This window comes from Methylobacterium frigidaeris (genome assembly GCF_022179185.1).
Classification (GTDB): domain Bacteria; phylum Pseudomonadota; class Alphaproteobacteria; order Rhizobiales; family Beijerinckiaceae; genus Methylobacterium; species Methylobacterium frigidaeris.
The window spans coordinates 16,951-30,878 of record NZ_BPQJ01000064.1 but is presented as its reverse complement, the minus strand read 5'-3'; the positions used below and the strand labels follow the sequence as shown (position 1 = coordinate 30,878).

At 70.8% G+C, this 13,928-nt stretch carries 20 protein-coding genes and 1 tRNA gene; 11 read left to right on the top strand and 10 right to left on the bottom strand.

Features of this window, described 5'->3' with window-relative positions; all coding sequences use genetic code 11:
• Positions 1-411 precede the first annotated feature (411 nt).
• The 3 genes from MFF64_RS33370 to MFF64_RS33360 are packed head-to-tail and all read right to left on the bottom strand — an operon-like array spanning position 412 to position 1,426.
• Entirely contained in the window at positions 412-621 is a 210-nt protein-coding gene (locus tag MFF64_RS33370; RefSeq protein ID WP_099900959.1) for a hypothetical protein, read from the bottom strand.
• A complete protein-coding gene (locus MFF64_RS33365; RefSeq protein ID WP_165795606.1) occupies positions 621-764 on the bottom strand; it encodes a hypothetical protein in 144 nt (47 codons plus the stop codon). The genes MFF64_RS33370 and MFF64_RS33365 overlap by 1 nt, the downstream gene beginning before the upstream one ends.
• Positions 761-1,426 carry a hypothetical protein gene (locus MFF64_RS33360; RefSeq protein WP_099900961.1) on the bottom strand — a complete coding sequence of 222 codons (666 nt, stop codon included), beginning with the start codon at positions 1,424-1,426 and terminating at the stop codon, positions 761-763. The genes MFF64_RS33365 and MFF64_RS33360 overlap by 4 nt, the downstream gene beginning before the upstream one ends.
• A 261-nt stretch (positions 1,427-1,687) precedes the next feature.
• On the opposite strand from MFF64_RS33360, the gene MFF64_RS33355 reads away from it, so the two are divergent.
• The 6 genes from MFF64_RS33355 to MFF64_RS33330 all read left to right on the top strand — a co-directional run bounded on the left by MFF64_RS33355 (position 1,688) and on the right by MFF64_RS33330 (position 4,634).
• Complete coding sequence (locus MFF64_RS33355) at positions 1,688-2,371, top strand: helix-turn-helix domain-containing protein (RefSeq protein ID WP_309296480.1); 684 nt, start codon at positions 1,688-1,690, stop codon at positions 2,369-2,371.
• A gap of 51 nt (positions 2,372-2,422) precedes the next feature.
• Entirely contained in the window at positions 2,423-3,184 is a 762-nt protein-coding gene (locus tag MFF64_RS33350) for a hypothetical protein (RefSeq protein WP_238193477.1), read from the top strand.
• A 267-nt stretch (positions 3,185-3,451) separates the two neighbouring features.
• Positions 3,452-3,736 (top strand): hypothetical protein, encoded by a 285-nt coding sequence (locus tag MFF64_RS33345; RefSeq protein ID WP_099901783.1) that lies wholly within the window; start codon positions 3,452-3,454, stop codon positions 3,734-3,736.
• On the top strand, positions 3,733-3,963 hold the full coding sequence (locus MFF64_RS33340) for a hypothetical protein (protein WP_099901780.1): 231 nt from the start codon (positions 3,733-3,735) through the stop codon (positions 3,961-3,963). The genes MFF64_RS33345 and MFF64_RS33340 overlap by 4 nt, the downstream gene beginning before the upstream one ends.
• Positions 3,960-4,355, top strand: a complete 396-nt coding sequence (locus tag MFF64_RS33335; RefSeq protein WP_099901778.1) for a helix-turn-helix domain-containing protein — start codon at positions 3,960-3,962, stop codon at positions 4,353-4,355. Before MFF64_RS33340 ends, MFF64_RS33335 begins: the two co-directional genes overlap by 4 nt.
• Before the next feature lie 18 nt (positions 4,356-4,373).
• The gene (locus MFF64_RS33330; protein WP_133123363.1) at positions 4,374-4,634 is read left to right on the top strand and encodes a hypothetical protein; all 261 of its coding nucleotides are present in this window, start codon (positions 4,374-4,376) and stop codon (positions 4,632-4,634) included.
• Here MFF64_RS33330 and MFF64_RS33325 read toward each other — a convergent pair.
• The 3 genes from MFF64_RS33325 to MFF64_RS33315 all read right to left on the bottom strand — a co-directional run bounded on the left by MFF64_RS33325 (position 4,598) and on the right by MFF64_RS33315 (position 6,112).
• Positions 4,598-5,128, bottom strand: a complete 531-nt coding sequence (locus MFF64_RS33325; protein ID WP_238193476.1) for a site-specific integrase — start codon at positions 5,126-5,128, stop codon at positions 4,598-4,600. The genes MFF64_RS33330 and MFF64_RS33325 overlap by 37 nt on opposite strands.
• Positions 5,056-5,907 (bottom strand): hypothetical protein, encoded by an 852-nt coding sequence (locus MFF64_RS33320; RefSeq protein ID WP_238193475.1) that lies wholly within the window; start codon positions 5,905-5,907, stop codon positions 5,056-5,058. Before MFF64_RS33320 ends, MFF64_RS33325 begins: the two co-directional genes overlap by 73 nt.
• Positions 5,908-6,022: 115 nt before the next feature.
• Positions 6,023-6,112 (bottom strand) — tRNA-Ser (locus MFF64_RS33315).
• Positions 6,113-6,396: 284 nt separating this feature from the next.
• Between MFF64_RS33315 and MFF64_RS33310 the strand changes: the two genes are divergently transcribed.
• Positions 6,397-6,798: a response regulator gene (locus tag MFF64_RS33310; protein WP_238193474.1), complete on the top strand. Its 402-nt coding sequence runs from the start codon at positions 6,397-6,399 to the stop codon at positions 6,796-6,798.
• Positions 6,799-7,160: 362 nt separating this feature from the next.
• Here MFF64_RS33310 and MFF64_RS33305 read toward each other — a convergent pair whose 3' ends face one another.
• The 4 genes from MFF64_RS33305 to MFF64_RS33290 form a co-directional block, all read right to left on the bottom strand.
• The gene (locus tag MFF64_RS33305; RefSeq protein WP_099903962.1) at positions 7,161-7,367 is read right to left on the bottom strand and encodes a hypothetical protein; all 207 of its coding nucleotides are present in this window, start codon (positions 7,365-7,367) and stop codon (positions 7,161-7,163) included.
• A 98-nt stretch (positions 7,368-7,465) separates the two neighbouring features.
• Positions 7,466-8,482, bottom strand: a complete 1,017-nt coding sequence (locus MFF64_RS33300) for an ABC transporter substrate-binding protein (RefSeq protein ID WP_099903958.1) — start codon at positions 8,480-8,482, stop codon at positions 7,466-7,468.
• 86 nt (positions 8,483-8,568) lie between these two features.
• Positions 8,569-9,456, bottom strand: a complete 888-nt coding sequence (locus tag MFF64_RS33295; RefSeq protein WP_099903960.1) for an ABC transporter permease — start codon at positions 9,454-9,456, stop codon at positions 8,569-8,571.
• Between the two features lie 28 nt (positions 9,457-9,484).
• Positions 9,485-10,255 (bottom strand): ABC transporter ATP-binding protein, encoded by a 771-nt coding sequence (locus tag MFF64_RS33290; RefSeq protein WP_238193473.1) that lies wholly within the window; start codon positions 10,253-10,255, stop codon positions 9,485-9,487.
• Between the two features lie 121 nt (positions 10,256-10,376).
• Here MFF64_RS33290 and MFF64_RS33285 point away from each other — a divergent pair, with 121 nt between their 5' ends.
• From MFF64_RS33285 to MFF64_RS33270, 4 genes are read left to right on the top strand one after another with little or no spacing between them, the layout of a single operon-like run.
• Complete coding sequence (locus MFF64_RS33285) at positions 10,377-11,054, top strand: response regulator transcription factor (protein WP_099902341.1); 678 nt, start codon at positions 10,377-10,379, stop codon at positions 11,052-11,054.
• Between the two features lie 24 nt (positions 11,055-11,078).
• Positions 11,079-12,464: a sensor histidine kinase gene (locus MFF64_RS33280; RefSeq protein ID WP_238193472.1), complete on the top strand. Its 1,386-nt coding sequence runs from the start codon at positions 11,079-11,081 to the stop codon at positions 12,462-12,464.
• Positions 12,461-13,600 carry an ABC transporter substrate-binding protein gene (locus MFF64_RS33275; protein WP_238193471.1) on the top strand — a complete coding sequence of 380 codons (1,140 nt, stop codon included), beginning with the start codon at positions 12,461-12,463 and terminating at the stop codon, positions 13,598-13,600. Before MFF64_RS33280 ends, MFF64_RS33275 begins: the two co-directional genes overlap by 4 nt.
• A gap of 58 nt (positions 13,601-13,658) precedes the next feature.
• Positions 13,659-13,841 carry a hypothetical protein gene (locus MFF64_RS33270; protein WP_133123729.1) on the top strand — a complete coding sequence of 61 codons (183 nt, stop codon included), beginning with the start codon at positions 13,659-13,661 and terminating at the stop codon, positions 13,839-13,841.
• Positions 13,842-13,928 lie beyond the last annotated feature (87 nt).

The following is a 13,928-nucleotide window of genomic DNA, read 5'->3' as shown; positions in this document are numbered from 1 at the left end:
GTTCAGGATGCCCGAAAATCTTGCGCTCAGCCCGGACCAGTTTCGTGGGTCAGGATCACCGCGAATCCTGTCCGGATCCGGGCGCGCGAAGGCCCGACGCCGCGCGAGCAGGGCGCGCAGCGGGTGGGCGGCGATTCGGGGGAGGGCTCTTCCGGCAAGGCTCCGCCAATTGCCGAAACGGCTCGTGCCGCGGCGGGACGGGGCGCACGCCCGCGCGCTCCCCGAAGGGAGGCGCAGCACGCCGAAGTCAGGAAGAGCGGGGAGGGCCGGGCCGGGGCGGGCCGCGGATAGGCGGCAGGCAGAGCGCGCGGGCTCGGCCGCCACCTGGGCGATCAGGCGGGCGCATCGGGGACCGGGAGTAGGGAGACGGAGTCCGGGTGCGAGCCGCGCGGAGGAGGCCGCACCACGCCGTCATGACCGGAACAGGTCGCGTTGCGCCGGCCCGGTCCGGGCGAGCTCGGGTCGAGTCGACACCGGCTCGCGGCGCGGCGGGGCCGGCGGCGCGTCGCGCCGCGGCAGGTGCTCCGCGCAGAACCAGCGCCCGGTCGCGCTCCGGTCGTTCGCCAGGGCGCCGCAGAGACAGGTCACCAGGATCGGCGGGGTGAGCCGGTGCGGGGCCATCAGCGCCGGCCCTCCGGAGGCCGGCGGGCGGCTTGGTTGCAGGCCTTCACCGCCGCGGCCGCGAGGGTGCCGGCCTTCACCAGCCAGGCGCCGAGCAGCGCGAAGCCGACGCGGCGCCAGCCGTCGTGCGAGGGCCGGGTCACGGCGCACCCTCCGCCGCCCCGCCGAACCACCAGCGGCGTCGCGGCGCCTCCGCCTCGCGCCGATCCAGCTCGGCCCGCAGGGTGGCGAGCTGCGCCATCAGCCGCGCCTGGTCCGCCTCGCTGGCCGCCAGGTCCAGCCAGTCCGGCGGATCACGCAGCAAGGCCGCCAGGAATTCCGGGCCGTAGACGCAGATCATCAGGACCAGCGTGCGCCCGTTCGGCAAATTCTCCCGCGCCAGCCATTTGGTCACGGTGTCGAGCGGCACGTTCAGGTCGGCGGCGACGCAGGCCGCCGTCTTGGCCGGGTACCGCGCCTTGAGCCAGCGCACCATGCCGGCGGCGTCGATCTGGCGCTCCCAAAGTGACCAGCTTTGCGGCCAGGTTTGGCCGGTGCTTTCGGAAGAATGTCCCACGGCGATCTCCGACGCTGTCTGCGTCGAGGCCGCATCCGGATCGGGTCCGGCAGGCGGGGAGGCGCCAGGGGAGAAGGGACCGGAGAGGAAGGCCGGGAGGTCGGGCAGCCATTCCACGATCCCGGCCGGTACGGCGGCATGGGCGACCACGCCATCGAGGGCCGCGGCGGCGACGCCGCGGACCTTCTGGTAGGCAGCGACGCCGAGGATGGCGGCGTGCAGCTCGAGGCAGGTGAGGGGCTCGGTCATCTTGGCCCCGGCCGACAGCCGAGCGAGGGCTTGCCGGGAACGCCGTCCCGGCCCGCATCCGCGAAGTCGTTTGCCGTGACGGCGCCGGCGGTCGCGAGCGTCAAGGCCCGCATCTTCGTCCGACGCGGCGTCCTCTGGCCGTACCGCCATTTCTCGACGGCCTTGGGGGAGCAGCCTTCACCTTAGGGAAGGTGCGCCAGCACGGCAGCCGCGAGCTGTCGCGGCGTGCAGGCGTTCAGCCTCATCCAATAATCGAGCTTCATGAATCACCGCCATCTGCAAACTCCCCCATTTCGGGGGAGTTGGTCAAGCCCGATGGCCTGCGAAATGGGGGGCGACGCCGGGAGGGGGCTGCCGCATGGTCCCTCCACAATGGGGAATAATCTGAAACAGCTGCGCCAGAAGCGTGGGTGGACGATGGAACTCGCCGCTCATGCCATGGGCCTGTCCGCCAAAGGCTATGAGAAGATCGAGCGGGGCGAACGCCGCCTGACCGCTGATCGCATCACGCGCGCGGCCGAGATCTATCAGGTGCCGGAGGTCGAGGTGATCGGCAGCCGCGTGCCGATCCGCATCGTGGGCCGGGTCGGCCGCGGGGGTCTGATTACCTACTTTGCAGGTCATCCAGAAGATTTTGAGGCCGCCCCTCGCCCTGATGACGCAACGTCGTCTACGGTGTGCCTCATCGTTTCGGATGGTGATGCGTTGCCGGGCGTGGCGGAAGAAGACTGGCTCATCTATCACGATGAAGAGCGCCCGGGTGTTCCCGACGAGTGGATCGGCGCCCTGTGCCTGGTTCGTGTTGTCGACGGCGAAACCCGCATGCGGCGCATCTTCCACGGGCGTGAACCGGGTCTCTATGACCTGTTCGGCAACGGCCATGAGCCGATCCGGAACGTCCGCGTCGTATCGACGGCCAAGGTGACCTGGATCAAGCCGCGGTAACGACCGCGGCCAGGCGTACGAGAACCGCGGGGAGGGCAGACGATGACCGAAATGGAGCTGGTGGGCGGTCATTTCGGAACCGGCCGCGGCCGATATGTCCTGGGCGAGTTCCGGCTGCCGGGCCGGATCACCATCCCGGTCGAGCAGGTGTCCTCCGCCGAGGAGAATGCCAGCTTCATCCAGCGCAACATCGGCAGCTCGCTGCGGAGCATGATCGGCGGCGGTCTCGGGCTCGCCCCGGTGGCGATGCTCGCCGGCCTCTTCGTGGCTCCGCTGGCGCTGGTGGGCGCGATCGGCGTCACCGCGGCGGCGATCGGCGCCGGGCTCGGCGCGCTCGGCGCCGGTGACAAGCGCGTGCTGATGCAGGTCGTCCTCGAGGACGGGCGCGGGTTCATCTGCGTCTGCGACGAAGGCGTGGCCGCCCTGGTCCAGGCCGAGGCGCAGATCGCCCGCAGGACCGCGGAGGATCGTCGCGCCGCGCAAGCGATGCTCATTCCCCAGAAGTGGCGCATGGGCCCGATCGCACCGCCGGCGCCCGCGACCATCGGCAGCCCGCGCCTCCTTGCGCCGCCTGAGCCTTCTCCCGTGTCGGCATCGGAAGGCCCGCCTTCCATCCCGCCCATACCGGCTGAGCAGCCCGGCCTTCTCGCGGCCGCTGGATCAGCCATATCCGCCACGACGTCACTGGCGGCCGAGGGTGCCGCGAAGGCCGGCGCCGCGGCGGAGAGCGCCTACGCGAGCGCCACCAGCGCCGCGGACGAGGCATGGAAGGCCGCGACCTCTCTGTTCTCCCGGCGGTGCGGCGAGAGCTGACAAGGCAGGATCGCACTTCCGATCCCTATCTCCCCCGTATTGGGGTTGACTGATATACCCAATTCGGGGGACTTTGGCGCACCCGTTCCGGGGGGTGTCGCCATGCTGCCGAGTACAGGCCCCATTCGATCCGACGACCCAGCGGCGCCAGCGCAGCAGGCTGCCCGATCCACGGAGGGTCCGCGAGAGGTCCGGTCTCATGCCGCGGGCTTCTTCCTCGGCCAATACAGCGACCTGCTCATCGGCGCTCCGGCTACGCCCGTATCGGTGCAGGTCGCGCTGCCGTTCTGCGCCGCTGGTGCGCTGGTGACGGCCGTCGCCGCCCTGCGCGGCCCGGGCGGCGAGCCGCCCTTCGTGCTCCTGGCCCTCAGCCCTGGCCGTGAGCGATCGGTCCGCGAGGAGGCGCGGGACGCGGCGCACGCAGCCCTCGACACCCTCGCCGGGCTCATCGCCACCGGCCAGCTCGGCGCGGATTGCGAGGCGGTCGCGATCCGCCTCGGTCACCTCGCGCAGGTGGCCGCGCAATCCGACGGTGGGAGGGAGCGGGCGTGAGCTACGATCTCGTCCGGCAGACCCATCCCGGCGCCCCGGCCGTCGTCGGCGCCCGGGTGCGCCACACCCCGACCGGCCGGCTCGGCCGCGTCGCCCCGGCCGTGCCGGGCCTCGGCGCCCTGCTGCGGGTGCGGTTCGAGGGCGAGGTGCTGCCCTGCCGCGTCGATCCCGACAGCCTCGTCTTCGAGACCGCCGCCCTCGTCACGCTGCCCGAGCGCCGACCATGAGCGGGCGCAATCCCGACGCCCGGCGCATCACGCCGATGGACGCGCAGGTCGGCGCCCGCGTCGCCGCCTTCCGCAAGGCGAAGGGCGTCTCCCAGACAGAGCTCGGCCAGGCGATCGGCGTCACCTTCCAGCAGGTGCAGAAATACGAGAAGGGGACCAACCGCATCAGCAGCGCTGCGCTGGCGGTCATCGCCACCCGGCTCGAGGTGCCGGTGACCCGCCTCTACGGCGATCCTGACGAGCAGGGCGAGGACAGGATCGGGCAGCTCCTCGGCGCCCCCGGCGCCCTCGAGCTGCTGGATCTCTACGCGGCGATGCCGCCGGAGCGCCGGCACGCCCTCCTCGCCGTCCTCCGGCCCGCCGCGGAGCCGCCTCCCGAGGCCGGCGCATGAGTGTCGAAGAGGCGGTCCGTGCCTAGACGGCGCCCGGCCCACGTGCCGTCCGCGCGCTGGCGCGACCTAGTGCCCGATCCGATCACGGCGGAGCACTGGCGCGAGGCGCTGGTCTTCATGGCCTCCGTGGTCGAGAGCTACGGCGAGGTCTACGCCCCGGTCCTCGAGGAGGTCGAGCGCCGCTACGAGGCCGCCCTGCGGGCCGAGCGGCCCCGCGACCGCGCCCGGCGCATCCTGGAAACCTACACCCGCGCCGGCGACCCGAAGGCGATCCGCTGAAGCCAGTCCTGCTTCTGCGCGAGGCTCGGCCCGGCGCCGTAGCGCGGTCGGTGGTACTTGTGGCCCATCAGCGCCGCCATCACCTTCTCGGGCGCCTCGACGGCGGTGAGCCGGTCCTCGAAGGTGTGGCGCAGCGAGTAGAGGCTGTAGCCGGGCCCCGGCAGCAGGTCGCGCCCGCGCAGCACCTTGTTGACCAGGGCCGAGAGCTGGGGAGCCTTGTCGCGGTAGCGCGGAAACCCGTCCGGCTGCGCCCGCATCGCCAGCAGGGCCACGCCCACCAGGGGAACGTCCCGGGCCGATTGCTCGGTCTTCATCCGCCGGCTGTCGGCGCGCACCCGCACATGCGGCACCGGATCGTCCAGGCGGATCGTCGCCGCCGTGAGGTTGGCGGCCTCGGAGAGACGCAGGCCCGTCTCGGCGATCAGGTAGACCAGCCGGCGGGCCTCGTCGTTGAGCCCGTCAAGGGCGTCCTCGGCCAGGAGCTTGTCCTGCACCCAGGCGGCCGGGAAGGCGGTGCGCTGGCCCTGCACATCGCCGCCGATCCGCATCTCACCGAAGACCGGCCCGAGGCCGAGCCGGTGCGCCCGCTCGACTGCCTTGAACATCGGGTTGAGGTGGCCGAAATCCTTGTTGGCGGTGGCGATCTCGATCCCCTCCGCCAGGACCCTCTTCTGCCACCAGTCGCGACAATTGAGGGCGTGGCCCGGGTCACCTCCTCGAGCGGCCGGTCGCCGGTCACGTCGACGAGGTTGGCGATCGCCCGCAGCTTCGGGTTGCGCCACTTGCGCTGCTGGTCCGGGGAGAGGTCGCGGTTGGCGGCGGCCGACAGGCGCTCGAACTCGGCAAACAGCGTCGAGAGCCGCAAGGGCGCCAGCGCCTCGCCCCCGAGCACGGCCGTCACGGCAGCGGCCTCGGCGGAGCGCGGCTGGGCGACGATGGTGCGGATGCGCGCCAGCAGTTCGTCGTCGGGCAGTTCGGCGAGGCTCGAGGTCAGGCGGTAGTCGAAGCCGAAGCCGCGGGCCCGTCGGCGCGCCGCATCGTAGCGCTCCTGCGCATCCTGCGACTGGCCGGCGAGCAGGCCGCGCCAATAGGTCTCCAGGTCGGCATTGAGCGCGTCGACCACCCGCCGCGCCTTTGCTCCCCGGGGATCGTAGGCGACGCGGACCTTCGTGGTCTGGCGCACGATCACGCGCCGATCGAGCGCCGCCACCGTGTCCGGCACGCGCCGCACGAGGTACCAGATGCCATCCCGGTTGGTCAGGTAGTCCGCCATCCCGCTGCGCCGCGTTACACAGAGCGTTGCGCAGGACGATACACACTAACCCTGGGGCAGGGCAACGCGAACCATCAAATTGTGATGGATTTCAAAAACTTGCCAGCCGATGGGCTGGCGGAGAGAGAGGGATTCGAACCCTCGATACGGTTGCCCGTATACACGCGTTCCAGGCGTGCGCCTTCAACCACTCGGCCACCTCTCCGGGCCAGACTGGCGGGGCGGCGAGCGCCCGTGCCGGTCAGGTGCCGTCCTCTAGCGGGGCGTGGGCCGCGACGCAAGCGCGAGATGACGGATGCGGTGAATTCCTCGTCGGACGGGCACGGCGTCGCTGCAACCGGTGCAGGGTATCCGTCGTTTCGATCAACGGCCGGTGCGTGGGCGCCGCCCGGCCGGGATCGGCCGCCCGAAGAGATGACGACGGCCTCTCCGACCGCGCCGCTTCCGGGCGGGTGTTCCGGACGGGCCAGACCGGCAAGGACAGGCGACGTGGGAAACGACACCGTGAATGCCAAGGACGGCACCCAGCAGGAGCGGCCCGTGATCCTGGTGGTCGAGGATGAGGCGCTGACGATCATGGATCTCAGCGACGTGCTGGATGGGGCCGGCTTCGAGGCGCTGCAATCGGCCTCCGCCGAGCGCGCTCTCGATCTGCTCACCGGGCGGACGGACATCGTCGCGCTGATCACGGATGTCGAGCTGTCCGGCAAGACGGACGGCTTCGATCTCGCCCGCAACGCGGCGCAGATGCGCCCCGACCTGCCGATCGTGGTCGTGTCCGGGCGCAGCAAGCCCGATCCCGACCGGATGCCGGCCCATGCCCGCTTCGTCGCCCGTCCCTGCCGCGGCGACGACATCCTGGATGTGCTCAGGACCTTGATGAAGGACTAGGCGCCGCCGCAAGCTCGTGCGACTCCGGCTCGGCCAGCCAGACCTCCACCGGGGCGCAGGCCGGCCCGAAATCGAGGATCAGGTTGCGCAGCCGGCGCGCCGGGCTTCCGGGCGCGCCAGGCATCTCGACGAACTCGCCCACGGCCCGCAGGACACCCTCGATCCTGCGTTGACCAAGGGTCAGGCTGACGGGCGTCCCACTGCAGCTATCCACGCTGGAATACTCCCCTCACTGTCAACCGAATAACGCGGTACGGCGAGGGGTGGTCCATCGCTGAGTCGATCAAGGTTACGGCTTGGTCACCCACGTGCATCACCGACAGTTCTGCACTTTGGGGTTGATGCTCTGCTGCGTGCCGGTGTCAGACGCCGCCGGCCTTGAGGGCACGCAGGCGCATGGCGCCCGTTTCGGCCGGGCTGCGGGCCGGAGAGAGGCGGCGCTCGATGGCCTCGAACTGGCGGCCCTGCGCCATGAGGAGGTGGCGCAGGGCCGCGATGCTGGCGTGCAGGTCCCGGGCGTCGCCGAGCGGGTCCGGGGCAAGGTGGGATGTCAGAGGCTGAGTCGGCATGGCCGGCATCAGGATCGGGCGAGGTTAACCAGAGGTAAAGAGCCCCGCCGTGCCGGCCGCGCAGCGAGGTCGGGACGCCGTGGCGGGCCCGGAGCGGATCAGCTGCCGGCGCGCTCGCGCAGGGCAGGAATGAACAGATCCTGCCAGGTCGCCGGCTTGGTCTTCATGATGCCGGCGCGGTGCATGAAGGCGACGAACTCCATGATGCCGTGCGGCGTCGCCGAGAACTTGCTGTCCGGGTCCTCCAGGATCTGGGCGACCTCCGCCGGGCTCACCTTCACCTTCGAGGCGCGGGCGAAGATCGCGGCAGTCTCGGCCTTGTTGGTGACGATGAAGTCGCAGGCCTCGTCCAAGGCGGCCAGGAAGGCCTGGGTCGTCTTCGGGTTCGCCTCGGTGAAGCGCTTGAGCGCGAACACCACGTCGAGGGTGATGTTGCCGAAGATCTGCGAGGCCTTGAGGATCGTGCGCACCTTCGGGTCGGCGCGCTCGACGCCGGTGAAGGGCGGCGAGGCGAAGTGGGCGACGATCTCGGTCTTGCCCGAGAGCAGGGCCGCCACCGCCTCGGGATGGGGCAAGCCGACGGTGCTGGAATCGAGCTTGGTGTAGTTCTCGGGTCCGAACTGCTTGGCCACTGCCATCTGCAGCACCACCGCGGCGAGCGAGGTCTTGATGCCGGGAATCGCGATCTTGTCCTTCGGCGTGAAGTCGGCGAGCGATTTGATCTCGGGCTTGTTGACGTTCAGGTCGAGCGCCGTCGCCGACATGCCCGAGACGCCGATCACCTCGGTCTTCGGGCTGCCGCGGCCCTTCGACCACAGGGCGAGGAAGCCAGGCGCCCCGGTGCCGGCGATGTCGAGGGAGCCGGCGATCATCGCGTCGTTGATGACGTTGCCGCCGTCGAGCGTGAGCCAGGTCACCTTGACGTCGCCGAGACCCGCCTTGGCGGCCTGGGCCTCCAGGAGCTTCCTCTCCTGCATCACGAAGAGCGGCAGGTAGAGGACGCCATAGCCCTTGGAGATGCGGACCTCGGATACCTCGGCCTGGGCCGGGGCGAGGGACATCGAGAGCGCCAGGGCGGCGCCGGCCGCGAGGCCGATGAGCTTGCGTGCGAACATGGGTTTGCCTCCCAATAGGTCGTTCTTGCGGGGCGTCTTTGCCCCCCGGACCACGGCGGGTCCAGGGGGCGCGGCGACCGGATTGCCTAGTGCTGCATGCCCCAGCGGCGGATCGTCTTCTTCTCGATGTTGGCGAAAATCACGTTCTCGACGAAGAGGCCGATCATGATGACGGTGAACAGGCCGGCGAAGACGTTGGTGGTCTCGAGGGCGTTGCGGTTCTCGAAAATGTACCAGCCGAGGCCGCCCGAGCCCGAGGAGACGCCGAAAACGAGTTCCGCCGCGATCAGCGTGCGCCAGGCGAAGGCCCAGCCGACCTTGAGGCCGGTGAGGATCGAGGGGAAGGCCGCCGGGATGAGGATTGCCCGCACGAGGCCCAGGTTCCGCAGGCCGTAGTTCAACCCGACCATCCGCAGGGTGTTCGAGACCGAGCGGAAGCCCGCATGTGTGTTGAGCGCGATCGCCCACAGCACCGAGTGGACGAGGACGAAGACCACGCTGCCCTGGCCGAGGCCGAACCAGATCAGCGCCAGCGGCAGCAGCGCGATCGCCGGCAGCGGGTTGAACATCGCCGTCAGCGTCTCGAGCAGGTCGGTGCCGATCCGCGAGCCGATGGCGAGCGTGGTCAGCAGCGCGGCGAGCACGATGCCGATGCCGTAGCCGATGGCCAGCGTCTGGAGCGAGACCAGCGCCTTCGCGGGAATCTCGCCGCTCAGGATCGCGGTGGCGAAGGCCTCGACCGTGGCGGAGAAGGTCGGAAACAGCAGCGGGTTGTCGAGCCAGCGGCCATAGGCTTCCCAGACCACCGCCAGGACGGCGAGCACCACGGCCTTGCGCAGCCAGCTCTGGCGGTAGGCGAGTTCCGCGAAGGACAGGCGCTGCTCGACGCTGATCGCACCGGCGGCGGAGGTCTCGCGGACGATCTCGGGCCGCTGGGCCGACGGGACGTGAAGGGGGGCGAGGGTGGCGGTCACGGCGTGTCTCCCGGATAAGTCTGGTTGGTCAGGCGAACAGCATGTCGTTGATGCGGGTCTCGAGGGCGCCCTGCGCGGCGGTGCCCAGCTCCGAGGCCGGAAGGCTGTTGAGCTCCGCCTTGACCTGGCCGGGATGGGGCGAGAGCAGCAGGATGCGGGTGCCGACCTTGATCGCCTCCTCGATCGAGTGGGTGACGAACAGGACCGTAAAGCGCGTGTCCTCCCACAGGCGCAGGAGTTCGTCCTGCATCTTGCGGCGGGTCAGCGCGTCGAGGGCCGCGAAGGGCTCGTCCATCAAGAGGATGTCGGGCTCCATCGCCATGCCGCGGGCGATCGCCACGCGCTGCTTCATGCCGCCCGAGAGCATGTGCGGGAAGGAATCGGCGAATGTCGCCAAGCCCACCTTCTCGATGTAGGACATCGCCCGGTCCTCGGCTTCCGCGCCGGTGGCGCGGCCGCTCGCGGTGAGCGCGAAGGCCACGTTCTGCTTGACCGTCTTCCAGGGCAGGAGCTGGTCGAATTCCTGGAACACCATCATCCGATCGGGGCCGGGCTCGGTGACCTTGCGGCCCTTGAGCCTGATCTCGCCCTCGACCGGATTCATGTAGCCGCCGATCGCCTTGAGCAGGGTGGACTTGCCGCAGCCCGACGGCCCGAGCAGGATGTAGCGGTCACCCGGCATCACCTCGAAATCAACCCTGTAGGTCGCGGTGACCAGATGATCGGTCGTCTTGTACTGGAGCGTGACGCCCTCGACCTGGAGCAGCGGCTCGGGGACGATGGTCGGGCGTGCGTTCATGGTGGTCCTCCCCTTGGTTCGTCCTGCGGCCCGCTTGGCCGGGCGTTGGAGGGTGGGGTAGCCTTCGAACCTGTTGCCAACCTGACAGATAGTTCCGTTCGGAAATCGAAGAGGAAGTTTCGTGCGCATCCTGCTCGTCGAGGACACGCGGGACGTCGGCGAGGCCATCGCGGTGCGCCTGCGCGGGCTCGGCCACGCGGTCGATTGGGAGGCGGACGGCGCGGCGGCGGACGCCGTTCTGGAGGTTCAGGCCTACGACCTCGTGATCCTCGACGTGAACCTGCCGGGGCTCGACGGCTTCGCGATCCTCAAGCGCCTGCGGGCGCGCCGCGGCCCGGTACCGGTCCTGGTGCTCACCGCCCGCTCGGAGGTCGACGACCGGGTCGGCGCCCTCGATCTCGGCGCCGACGACTACCTGGTGAAGCCGTTCGACTTCCGCGAGCTGGAGGCGCGGGTGCGTGCGCTCCTGCGCCGCAACAGCGGGCATGCCGACAACGCCTTGACCTTGAGCAACCTGCGCCTCGACCGGGAGGCCCGCACCGCCAGCGTGGCGGGCGAGCCGCTGGAACTGACGCGGCGGGAATGGACCCTGATCGAGATCCTGGTGGCGCGGCCGGGCCGCATCTTCGCCAAAGGCGAGTTGCTGGAACGGGTCTTCGCTTTCGAGGAGGAATCGAGCGAGAACGCCATCGAGCAGATCGTGGCGCGCCTGCGCCGCAAGCTCACCGCCGCCGGCGCCCGGGCCGAGATCCGCACCCTGCGGGGGCTGGGCTATCAGGTGGTCTGTCCGGATCCATGATCTCACGCCCATCATCTGCCGCCCATGATCTCGCGCAGTTCCTCCCTGTTCTCCCGCCTCGTCGCGGTGCTGGCCCTTGTCCTGGCCGTCGGGGCGGGCCTGCTTCTCGTCGCGGCCTGGGCCTCGGCCCGGCTCGCGGCGGACGAGGCCTATGACCGGCTCCTTGTCGGCGCGGCGCTCCAGATCGCCGAGACGATCGCCAGCGACGGGCGCACGATCTCGGTCGACCCGCCCTTCTCGGCCTTCGAGACGCTGGCCCTGAGCCCCCGTGACCGGATCTTCTACAAGGTGGTCGACCCCGCCGACCGGCTGCTCACGGGCGATGCCGATCTGGGGATCCCGGTCGACCGCGCCCGCCTCGCCGCCGGGCCGCTCCTCCTCGACGGCGAGCATCGCGGCCAGGCGGTGCGGGCGGTGGTGACGGGCCGCTACGTGCCGGATGCGACGCAGGCCGGGTTCGCCGCCGTGGTGGTGGCCCAGACCCGCGAGGCGCGGACCCAGCTCACCCGCGCGCTCACCGTCAAGGCGAGCGTGATGGTGCTGGCGATGAGCGCGCTGGCGCTCGGCGCCGTCGCGGTGGCGGTGCGGGCGGCCCTGCGGCCCCTCGGCGCCATCGAGGGCGTGCTGGCGGCCCGGGGGCCCAACGACCTCCAGCCCCTCGGCCTCGCCGCCCCGCAGGAGATCCACCTGCTCGTCGCGTCGATCGACCATTTCATGGGCCGGCTCTCGGGCCATGTCGCGGTGATGAAGCGCTTCATCGCGGATGCCGCGCACCAGATCCGCACGCCGCTGACGGCCCTCGTCGCCCAGCTCGACCTCCTGTCGAACGAGACCGACGAGGGCCGCCGGCGCGACCAGCTCGCCCGCATCCGCGCGCGCATGGCGGAACTCGGGCACCTGACAAACCAGCTCCTCAACCACGCCATGGTGATCCACCGCGCCCGCTCGGCGGCCTTCGATCCGGTCGACGTGGCAGGGCTCGCCCGCCGCACCCTGATCGACGCGGTGCCGCAGGCCGGCGACCGGGCGATCGATATCGGCTACGAGGGACCGGACGAGGCCCTGACCATCCCGGGCGATGCCATCGCGCTGCGCGAGGCCCTGGCGAACCTGATCCACAACGCCCTCAAGCACGGTGCCCGCGGCCGGCTCACGGTCCGCGTCGGGCGCGAGCGCGGCCGGGTGGTGGTGGCGGTGGAGGATGACGGGCCGGGCATCCCGGCGAGCGAGTGGGCCCGGGTGCGCGAGCCGTTCCAGGCCGCCACCGGGGGCACGGTCGGATCCGGCCTCGGCCTGTCGATCGCCGCGGAGGTCGCCGCGGCGCATGGGGGCGAGATGCGCTTCGAGGTCCACTCCGGGAAGGGGTTCTGCGTGATCCTGTCCCTGCCGGACGGGGAGGGGCGGCCGTGATCCGCCGCCTCGCCCGGCTGCTCGCCTATGGCCTCGCTCTTGGTCTCGCGGGCCCTGCCGCCGCCGAGGAATCGACCCGCTTCCCGGCGAGCGAGCACGAGCGGACCACCCTGACGATCCGCTCCGCCGCGGATATCGACGCCATGGCGCCGCTGATCCGCGACTACCAGCAGCTCTATCCGGACGTGACGGTGGTCTACCACGAGTACATCACCGCCGACCTGTTCGGCGAGGTGGCGGCGTCCTGCGCCGTGGGCCATGCGGATCGCGACCGGCCGGCGGACGTGGTGATCTCCTCCTCGGTCGATCACCTGATCAAGCTCGCCAATGACGGCTGCGCCCGGGCGCACCATTCGATCGAGACCGGCCGCCAGCCCGACTGGGCCGCCTGGCGCAACGAGGTGTTCGGCTTCACCACCGAGCCGGCGGTGATCGCCTACCGGCCCGACCTGGTGCCCCGCGAGGACCTGCCGCGCAGCCGGGTCGAGCTCGTCGATCTCCTGCGGCGCAAGCCCGAATCTTACGCCGGGCGGATCGGCTCCTACGACATCACGCTATCGGGGATCGGCTACCTGTTCGCCGCCTATGACGGCCGCGCTGCGGCCACCTACGGGCGCCTCGTCGAGGCGTTCGGGCGGGCGAACCTGCAGGTTCGCTGCTGCACCAGCGACCTGATCGCCGATCTCGAGACCGGGCGCATCGCCATCGGCTACAACCTGCTCGGCTCCTACGTCTACCGGGCGATGCGGCGGGGCGCCCGCCTCGGCCTGGTGGTGCCGCGGGATTACACCCTGGTCCTGAGCCGCGCCGTCCTGGTGCCGGTCACCGCCCGGGCGGTGGGGGACGCCTTCGCCTTCATCGACTACCTCCTGTCCGAGCGCGGCCAGCGGGTTTCTCGCGAGGAGGCCTTCTTCTTCGACCGCACCGGCCCCCTGCCGCCCGGGATCGACGGTCCGCCGAGCCTTTCCGCCGCCGGCGCCTTCCGGCCGATCACCGTCGGGCCGGTGCTGCTCGCGGTGCAGGACCGGGCCAGGCGCGCCCGCTTCCTCGCCGAGTGGCGCCAGTCGATCGGGGCGGAGGCGCAGAAGGCCGATGTCGGGGCTCCGAAGGCGAGCCGCCGGGCGGAGGAGCCGTGACATCGGACGCAACTCCCCGAGGGGCCCGGCCGTTGATTCCGCGGAGGTGCAGATCGCGATGAAGGGATCCCCGTACAGCCTGTGGCTCTCCGCCGCCAACCGGGCCGCCGGCTTCTGGATGGGCCATGCCGCCAACGCGGTGCGGCGCCAGCAGCGCGCGGCGCTGACCGAACTCGGCAAGGCCGCGACGCCGAAGCCGAAGACGAAACGGCGACGCCGGGCGAAAAGCCGCGCCGCTTGAATCGGGCCCCTTCGCGGCCCCCCCGAATCAGCCTAAGCTCCCCGCCCTTGGGTCGGCCCGCAGAGAACGGGCCGGCCATCGGAGGAG

Excerpts from the sequence above, each read along its gene's own strand:
- MFF64_RS33370 (WP_099900959.1), bottom strand. The coding sequence starts at position 621 with ATGGCCCCGCACCGGCTCACCCCGCCGATCCTGGTGACCTGTCTCTGC.
- MFF64_RS33360 (WP_099900961.1), bottom strand. The coding sequence starts at position 1,426 with ATGACCGAGCCCCTCACCTGCCTCGAGCTGCACGCCGCCATCCTCGGC.
- MFF64_RS33355 (WP_309296480.1), top strand. The coding sequence starts at position 1,688 with ATGAATCACCGCCATCTGCAAACTCCCCCATTTCGGGGGAGTTGGTCA.
- MFF64_RS33350 (WP_238193477.1), top strand. The coding sequence starts at position 2,423 with ATGGAGCTGGTGGGCGGTCATTTCGGAACCGGCCGCGGCCGATATGTC.
- MFF64_RS33335 (WP_099901778.1), top strand. The coding sequence starts at position 3,960 with ATGAGCGGGCGCAATCCCGACGCCCGGCGCATCACGCCGATGGACGCG.
- MFF64_RS33320 (WP_238193475.1), bottom strand. The coding sequence starts at position 5,907 with ATGGCGGACTACCTGACCAACCGGGATGGCATCTGGTACCTCGTGCGG.
- MFF64_RS33305 (WP_099903962.1), bottom strand. The coding sequence starts at position 7,367 with ATGCCGACTCAGCCTCTGACATCCCACCTTGCCCCGGACCCGCTCGGC.
- MFF64_RS33300 (WP_099903958.1), bottom strand. The coding sequence starts at position 8,482 with ATGTTCGCACGCAAGCTCATCGGCCTCGCGGCCGGCGCCGCCCTGGCG.
- MFF64_RS33290 (WP_238193473.1), bottom strand. The coding sequence starts at position 10,255 with ATGAACGCACGCCCGACCATCGTCCCCGAGCCGCTGCTCCAGGTCGAG.
- MFF64_RS33280 (WP_238193472.1), top strand. The coding sequence starts at position 11,079 with ATGATCTCGCGCAGTTCCTCCCTGTTCTCCCGCCTCGTCGCGGTGCTG.
- MFF64_RS33270 (WP_133123729.1), top strand. The coding sequence starts at position 13,659 with ATGAAGGGATCCCCGTACAGCCTGTGGCTCTCCGCCGCCAACCGGGCC.